Annotated in this window: 7 protein-coding genes and 1 rRNA gene; 3 read left to right on the top strand and 5 right to left on the bottom strand. The window is 59.9% G+C overall.

All coding sequences use genetic code 11. The features are described 5' to 3' along the window. Positions 1-34: 34 nt before the first annotated feature. Entirely contained in the window at positions 35-865 is an 831-nt protein-coding gene (gene iclR / locus ENGE1_RS13965) for a glyoxylate bypass operon transcriptional repressor IclR (protein ID WP_048254030.1), read from the top strand. Next, entirely contained in the window at positions 865-1,275 is a 411-nt protein-coding gene (locus ENGE1_RS13970) for an ASCH domain-containing protein (protein ID WP_048254031.1), read from the top strand. Before iclR ends, ENGE1_RS13970 begins: the two co-directional genes overlap by 1 nt. Here the strand turns inward: ENGE1_RS13970 and aceK are convergent. The 4 genes from aceK to metA all read right to left on the bottom strand — a co-directional run bounded on the left by aceK (position 1,242) and on the right by metA (position 7,209). Next, entirely contained in the window at positions 1,242-2,990 is a 1,749-nt protein-coding gene (gene aceK, locus ENGE1_RS13975; RefSeq protein ID WP_048254032.1) for a bifunctional isocitrate dehydrogenase kinase/phosphatase, read from the bottom strand. The genes ENGE1_RS13970 and aceK overlap by 34 nt on opposite strands. A gap of 83 nt (positions 2,991-3,073) precedes the next feature. Next, positions 3,074-4,378 (bottom strand): isocitrate lyase, encoded by a 1,305-nt coding sequence (gene aceA, locus ENGE1_RS13980; RefSeq protein ID WP_048254033.1) that lies wholly within the window; start codon positions 4,376-4,378, stop codon positions 3,074-3,076. 31 nt (positions 4,379-4,409) lie between these two features. Next, positions 4,410-6,011: a malate synthase A gene (aceB, locus tag ENGE1_RS13985; protein WP_048254034.1), complete on the bottom strand. Its 1,602-nt coding sequence runs from the start codon at positions 6,009-6,011 to the stop codon at positions 4,410-4,412. 268 nt (positions 6,012-6,279) lie between these two features. Then, entirely contained in the window at positions 6,280-7,209 is a 930-nt protein-coding gene (metA, locus tag ENGE1_RS13990; RefSeq protein ID WP_048254035.1) for a homoserine O-acetyltransferase MetA, read from the bottom strand. Positions 7,210-7,365: 156 nt separating this feature from the next. On the opposite strand from metA, the gene ENGE1_RS13995 reads away from it, so the two are divergent. Then, positions 7,366-7,803, top strand: coding sequence for an acetyltransferase (locus ENGE1_RS13995; protein WP_045289669.1), 438 nt, complete (start codon positions 7,366-7,368; stop codon positions 7,801-7,803). A 142-nt stretch (positions 7,804-7,945) separates the two neighbouring features. On the opposite strand, the gene rrf is transcribed toward ENGE1_RS13995, so the two are convergent. Next, positions 7,946-8,061: ribosomal RNA gene (gene rrf, locus ENGE1_RS14000) — 5S ribosomal RNA — on the bottom strand. Positions 8,062-8,098 lie beyond the last annotated feature (37 nt).

Consider the following 8,098-nt stretch of genomic DNA (forward strand, 5'->3'; position numbering starts at 1 on the left):
AATAGTTTCCACGATACAGAAAAAGGAGGCCGTCATGGTTGCCACCGTACCCGCTAAGCGCGGCAGAAAACCCGCTCCGGCCACCGCTGCCGCCCAGACAGGCGGTCAGGTTCAGTCCCTCACCCGCGGCCTGACGCTGCTGGAGTTTATCGCCGAGGCCCACGGCAGCGTCGCGCTGACCGAGCTGGCCCAGCAGGCGGGGCTGCCTAACTCGACGACGCACCGCCTGCTGACCACCATGCAGCAGCAGGGCTTCGTCCGCCAGGTGGGCGAGCTCGGCCACTGGACCATCGGCGCCCACGCCTTTATCGTCGGCAGCAGCTTTCTGCAGAGCCGCAACCTGCTGGCCATTGTGCACCCGATCCTGCGCAAGCTGATGGAGGAGTCGGGCGAAACCGTCAACCTGGCGGTGCTGGACCAGAACGATCATCAGGCGATTATCATCGATCAGGTGCAGTGTACCCAGCTGATGCGCATGTCGGCGCCCATCGGCGGCAAGCTGCCGATGCACGCCTCCGGCGCGGGGAAGGCCTTCCTCTCCCAGCTGAGCGAAGAGCAGGTAAGCAATCTGCTGCACCGCAACGGGCTGCACGCCTACACCCATGCGACGCTGGTGTCGCCGGTGCATCTGAAGGAAGATTTAGCCCAGTCGCGCAAGCGCGGCTATTCGTTTGACGATGAGGAGCACGCCCTCGGCCTGCGCTGCATCGCCTCCTGCATCTTTGACGAACACCGCGAGCCGTTCGCCGCCATCTCCATTTCCGGGCCGATTTCGCGCATGACCGACGACCGGGTGACCGAACTGGGCGCAATGGTTATCCGGGCGGCAAAAGAGGTGACTCTGGCCTACGGCGGTACGCGCTGATGGAGCGCAAAGCACGCTGGCTGGAGAAATACCCGGACGCGCACTGCTGGGCGTTCGGCGATTCGCCCGCGCTGGCGGACGAGCTGGCGGCGCTGGTGATTGCCGGGAAAAAGCGCGGCACCTGCGGCTCGCTGGCCAGCTTTCAGGCCGAAGCGCGCGCGGTTAAGCCGGGGGATTATCATATTGTCCTCAACGGGCGCGGCGAGCCCGCGTGCGTTATCCGCACCCTGTCGCTGACGCTGGTGCGCTTTAATGAAGTGAGCGAGGCGCAGGCCGCGCTGGAGGGCGAAGGCGATCTGAGCCTGAACTACTGGCGCAGCGCCCACCGGCAATTTTTCGAACGTGAGGGAGGCTGGTCTCCTGAGATGGAGCTGGTTTACGAAACCTTCGCGCTGATTGCGTCGGCGTAGCGGACGCAGAACCGCTGCCGCCGGCGGTAGGCAAATACGTCCTCAACGTGGCCGCCCTTGATGCGGGCCTGCAGCTCGCGCCAGTAAGCGGCGCGGAACAGGTCGGCATGCATCTCCTCAAACAGCGGACCAATGCGCGGATCGGCGCACAGCCAGTGGCGAAACTCCTCCGGGAAGACGTCGCCGGGCGAGACGCTGTACCACGGCTCGCCTGAGAGTTCATCCTCCGGATAGCGCGGCTGAGGAATGTCGCGAAAGTTTACCTCGGTCATGTAGCAGATTTCATCGTAGTCGTAGAAGACCACCCGACCGTGGCGGGTGACGCCGAAGTTCTTGAACAGCATGTCGCCGGGAAAGATGTTGGCGGCGGCCAGCTGGCGAATGGCGTTGCCGTACTCCTCGACCGCATCGCGCAGCTGCTGGCCGTCCACCTGCTCCAGCCACAGGTTCAGCGGCACCATCCGCCGCTCAATATAGAGGTGGCTGATGGCGATTTTCTCCCCGAGATCGGTCAGCTTTTGCGGCACCTCCTGCTGAAGAAGCGCCATCAGTTGGGGAGAGATCTGCCGCTTCTCCAGCACGAAATTCTCGAACTCCTGGGTGTCCGCCATGCGCCCCACTCTGTCGTGCTCCTTGACCAGCTGATAGCAGGCGCGGACGTGGGCGGCGCTCATCTCCTTCTGCGGCGCGAAGCGGTCCTTGATCACCTTGAAGACCCGATCGTAGCCCGGCAGGGTGAAGACCAGCATCACCATGCCGCGAATGCCCGGCGCCTCGATAAACTGCTCGTCGCTCTGTTGGATCCAGGTCAGGTACTCCCGGTAGCTCTCGGTTTTGCCGTGCTTCTGGCAGCCGATGGCCATGTAGAGTTCGGCGGTGGTTTTGCCGGGCAGGATCTCGCGCAGCCACTCCACCAGCGCGGCGGGCAGCGGGGCATAGACCATAAAATAGGAGCGGGCGAAGCCGAAGACGATGCTGGCCTCGGCGGCGGTCGTCAGACAGGTATCGACAAACAGCTCGCCCTCGTCGCTGCGGTGGATGGGCAGCAATAGCGGCACCGTGCCGTCGGGGGTGCAGAGTTTTGCCACCAGCCAGGCGGCCTTGTTGCGGTAGAACAGCTCGTTGGCGACCTGCAGGTGCGAGTCGCGCAGGGTGCGGGCGGCAAAGTGCTCGTTCAGATGGGCGACAATATAGCTGACGTCGCGGGCCTTATCCTGCCACGGCAGGCGCAGGGGCAGATCGCTCAGGACCCGCGTCAGCAGCGTGCTCCAGCCGTCATGAGGCCAGAAGTCCTTCGCCAGCGGACGCGGAATAGCGCGAAACCGCCGTTCGGGCTGGGAGCTGAAAATAAAGAGCCGCTCCGGCGTCAGCGAGCGGTGGTCAAATAACCGGCAATACACGGAGTTAAAAAAGCTTTCCGCAATCTCGAAGCGAGGGTAGTCGGGCAGCAGGGCGATGTAGTGGGCCTTTACGCTCTGCAGGAAATCGGCATCGGGCAGCCTGCCGTCGGTAATACAGCGCAGCTGCTCCACCACCAGCCCCACGTGATGGTCATAGAGGTGAATGCGCTGCTTCATCGCCTGCTGCACCGCGTGCCAGTCGGCCTGCTCAAAGCGCTGCTGGGCGCCGGAGGTCACTTCCAGAAAGCGGCCATACTGGGCGTCGAAACCCTGCAGTATGGTGTGGGCGATCAGCAGCGGCAGGCCTCGGGACATGGGGTTTCCTTTTTGCTGGCGAGTCGTGGTTTTCCCTCACCCCACCCTCTCCCAAAGGGACAGGGTGAGGGTGAGGGACGGTTTTAAAACTGCGATTCTTCCGTCGAGCCGGTCAGCGCGGTAACCGACGACGCGCCGCCCTGGATGATGGTCGTCACCTTGTCGAAGTAGCCGGTGCCCACCTCCTGCTGGTGCGAGACGAAGCTGTAGCCCTTGCCGGCAGATTCAAACTCGGGCTGCTGCACCTTCTCGACGTAGTGCTTCATGCCTTCGCCCTGGGCGTAGGAGTGGGCCAGGTCGAACATGTTGAACCACATGCTGTGGATGCCCGCCAGGGTGATGAACTGGTACTTGTAGCCCATATCGGAGAGCTGCTGCTGGAAGCTGGCGATGGTGTTGTCGTCGAGGTTCTTCTTCCAGTTGAACGACGGCGAGCAGTTGTAGGCCAGCAGCTTGCCCGGATATTTGGCGTGAATAGCCTCGGCGAAGCGGCGCGCCAGGTCGAGGTCCGGCGTGGAGGTTTCGCACCACACCAGGTCGGCGTAAGGCGCGTAGGCCAGGCCGCGGCTGATGGCCTGCTCGATACCGGCGCGGGTGCGGAAGAAGCCTTCGCTGGTGCGCTCGCCGGTAATGAACTCGCTGTCGTACGGATCGCAGTCAGAGGTGATCAGGTCAGCCGCGTCGGCGTCGGTGCGGGCGATCACCAGCGTCGGGACGTCGAGGACGTCGGCCGCCAGGCGCGCGGCAACTAGCTTCTGCACGGCTTCCTGCGTCGGCACCAGCACCTTGCCGCCCATGTGGCCGCACTTCTTCACCGAGGCCAGCTGATCTTCAAAGTGTACGGCGGCCGCGCCGGCTTCAATCATCGACTTCATCAGCTCAAAGGCGTTCAGCACGCCGCCGAATCCGGCTTCGGCATCGGCGACGATCGGCAGAAAGTAGTCGATAAAGCGCGGATCGTTCGGCTCAATGCCCGACGACCACTGGATCTGATCCGCCCGGCGGAAGGTATTGTTGATCCGATCGACCACCGCCGGCACCGAGTTGGCCGGATAGAGCGACTGATCCGGGTACATGCTGGAGGCCAGGTTAGCGTCCGCCGCCACCTGCCAGCCGGAGAGGTAAATAGCCTCAATACCGGCCTTCGCCTGCTGCAGCGCCTGGCCGCCGGTCAGGGCGCCGAGGCTGTTAACGTAGCCTTTTTTCGATTCACCGTGCAGCAGGCGCCACATTTTTTCCGCCCCGCGGCGGGCGAGGGTATTTTCCGGGTTAACCGAACCGCGCAGCTTAATCACCTCTTCCGCGCTGTACGGGCGGCGAATGCCTTCCCAGCGCGCGTCGGTCCATGCCTGCTTGATGTCTTCAATTTGTTGGGTACGGGTTTTCATATGCAGATGCTCCATATTTTTATGTGAGGGATTAAGCCAGCAGGCGATAGCCGGGCAACGTAAGGAAATCGATCAAGTCATCGGAAGTGGTGATCTGCTCCATCAGACGCGCGGCCTCTTCAAAGCGGCCGCCGTCGTAGCGCGCGTCGCCCAACTCCTGCTTCACCACCTCCAGCTCTTCGGCCAGCATCTGGCGGAACAGCGCTTTAGTGACCGCCTTGCCGTTGCTGAGGGTCTTCTGATGGTGGATCCACTGCCAGATGGAGGTGCGGGAGATCTCCGCCGTGGCGGCATCTTCCATCAGGCCGTAAATCGGCACGCAGCCGTTGCCGGAGATCCAGGCTTCGATGTACTGCACCGCTACGCGAATATTGGCGCGCATTCCCTCTTCGGTGCGCTCGCCGTCGCAGGGCGCCAGCAGCTCTTCAGCCGTAATCGGCGCATCGTCTTCGCGGCTGACGTTCAGCTGATTCTGCCGTTCGCCGAGCGCTTTGTTGAACACCTCCATCACCGTGTCGCCCAGCCCCGGATGCGCAACCCAGGTGCCGTCGTGGCCGTTGCGCGCTTCCAGCTCTTTATCGGCGCGCACTTTGTTCAGCACCCATTCGTTGCGTTCGGCGTCTTTGCTGGGGATAAAGGCCGCCATGCCGCCCATGGCGAACGCGCCGCGGCGGTGACAGGTCCTGATCAGCAGCCGGGAGTAGGCGCTGAGGAACGGCTTATCCATAGTGACGACCTGACGGTCCGGCAGGACGCGATCCGGATGATTCTTCAGCGTCTTGATGTAGCTGAAGATGTAGTCCCAGCGGCCGCAGTTGAGGCCGACGATGTGATCCTGCAGCGCGTGGAGGATCTCATCCATCTGGAACACGGCGGGCAGGGTTTCAATCAGCAGCGTCGCCTTGATGGTGCCCCGCGGCAGGCTGAAGCGGTCTTCCGCATAGCTGAACACCTCGCTCCACCAGGCCGCTTCCTGCCAGGCCTGCGTCTTCGGCAGGTAAAAGTAGGGGCCGCTGCCTTTCGCCAGCAGATTTTTAACGTTGTGGAAGAAGTAGAGCGCGAAGTCGAACAGGCTGCCCGGGATCGCCTCCCCACGCCAGGTGACGTGTTTTTCCGGCAGGTGCAGGCCGCGTACCCGGCAGACCAGCACGGCAGGATCGGGCTTCAGCTGGTAGATTTTACCGGCTTCATTGGTGTAGCTGATGGTGCCGTTAACCGCATCGCGCAGGTTAATCTGGCCGTCGATGACCTTGCCCCAGTTCGGCGCCAGCGAATCCTCGAAGTCGGCCATGAACACTTTTACGTTGGCATTCAGGGCGTTAATCACCATTTTACGCTCAACGGGGCCGGTAATTTCGACCCGACGATCGAGCAGGTCCTGCGGAATGCCGCGGATCTGCCACTCACCATTGCGAATGGAAGCTGTTTCCGAAATAAAATCAGGCAGCTTACCGTCATCAATTTCCTGCTGCTGCTGGATGCGCGCGGCCAGCAACTTATTGCGCCTCGGCGTAAAGCGGGTCACCAGCTCGCTGAGAAACTCGACCGCTTCCGGCGTAAGGATCTGTCTCTCCTGCTCGCCAAACGGCTGGCTAAAGGCCAGTTCTTCGGTGGTTGTTGCCTGTTGTGTCATCGCATGGCTCCTCAATCGTTGATCCAAAATCACTCCCGCGTGCGAACGAAGATCCTTGTCTCTTTTTCGTTCAGCAGGGTCTAGCCTACTCATTTATTTTTCAAAATCAAAAACAATTTCCATTTTCAATTTAAATTGCATTTAACATTATGATAAATATGAATTTAAAGTTAATTAACAAATTGGTTTATCTTTCGGAAATAAAAAAGGCACCCGAAGGTGCCTGAGATGGAGTGCTGAATCGCTTTACGATCGTGGCAGCAGAAGATTAATCCAGGGTTGGATTCATACGGCGCAGATCGTACGGGGTGATCTGGTAGACATAATAGTTCAGCCAGTTGGTGAACAGCAGATTACCGTGGCTGCGCCAGGTCGCCCTTGGCTTGTTCTGCGGGTCATTTTGCGGGAAATAATTGTAAGGTACCTCCGGCGATAGGCCGGCCTCAACGTCGCGGAAATACTCCCCGGCAAGCGTGTGGGCGTCATATTCCGGGTGGCCGGTGACGAAAGCGATACGCTTGTCCTTGCTGGCGAACAGATAGGCATCTCCCGCGTCCGTCTCGGCGAGAATATCCAGATCGGTGTAGTCGCGGATCAGCTGCGCGGGAAAATCTGCGTAGCGTGAGTGGGGCGCGAGGAAAGTATCGTCAAATCCGCGCGTCAGCAGCGCGTGCGGGTGGAGGATGTGGTGTTCATATACGCCGGAGAGCTTTTCAGTGCGGGTCTGCTTGGGGATACCGTAGAGGATGTTGAGGGCGGCCTGTACCGCCCAACAGACAAACAGCGTCGAGGTGACGTGATCTTTTGCCCACTCCAGCACCTGCTCGATCTGCGGCCAGTAGGCGACGTCGTTGAACTCCACCAGGCCCAGCGGCGCGCCGGTGACAATCAGGCCATCGTAGTTATCCTGACAGATATCTTCGAAGTTGCAGTAGAAGTTATTCAGGTGCTCCGCCGGCGTGTTCCGCGATTCCCTGGAATCGATACGCAGGAGCTGAATATCCACCTGCAGGGGGGAGTTAGAGAGCAGGCGCAGGAACTGGTTTTCAGTCTCGATCTTCTTCGGCATCAGGTTGAGGATCAGCACCTTCAGCGGACGAATTTCCTGAGTTGTGGCACGCGATGACGGCATCACGAAGACGTTTTCATTGCGCAAGAAATTGACGGCTGGCAGCTCGTCCGGAACCCGAATCGGCATATCTTCATTACCTCAAAGCATACGTTTAAACGTTTAGACATCCAGATAGCCGAAGATAACCGGGAATGATGTGAATGTCGAGCCTGCAGGTTCAGGGTGAGAAAATTTCACGGCCATATCTACGTTAGAATATAAGAACAAATAAAAGGAGCAAATATGGTTATTAAGATCCGCCGTTCGCGGCATGAGGAAGGGAAACAACTGATTGCTATCTGGTGCCGGTCGGTCGATGCAACGCACGATTTCCTGTCAGGAGCGTACAGGGCAGAACTGGAAGGTCTGGTGAGCGCGTTTTTACCCGAAGCGCCGCTGTGGGTAGCGGTGACGGAGAAAGACGAGCCGGTCGCCTTTATGCTCCTTACGGGGGAACATATGGATGCGCTATTCGTTGATCCCGCCGTCCGCGGCCGTGGTGTGGGTAAACTGTTGATTGAACACGCACTGACATTAGCGCCCAGGCTGACGACCGATGTGAACGAGCAGAATGAACAGGCGGTCGGTTTTTACAGGAAGATGGGCTTTAAGGTGGCGGGGCGCTCTGAAACGGATGACCTTGGAAAACCCTATCCGTTATTGAATCTGGTACATGAGTAAGGCCGGATGGCCCAGGCAGCAATAACGCAAGGCAAATTCGCTCCCGGCGAATTTGTCCTGCTCCCGGAGAGCGCTCACCGACAGACAGCAGACAAACGAAAAAGCCCCATGCTTTCGCATGAGGCTTTCACGTTTGTTTGATGCCTGGCAGTTCCCTACTCTCACATGGGGAGACCCCACACTACCATCGGCGCTACGGCGTTTCACTTCTGAGTTCGGCATGGGGTCAGGTGGGACCACCGCGCTAGTGCCGCCAGGCAAATTCTGTTACCAACGTCGAAATCTTCCACGCCGG

The organism is Pluralibacter gergoviae ATCC 33028 = NBRC 105706, assembly GCF_001598855.1.
GTDB classification, from domain to species: domain Bacteria; phylum Pseudomonadota; class Gammaproteobacteria; order Enterobacterales; family Enterobacteriaceae; genus Pluralibacter; species Pluralibacter gergoviae.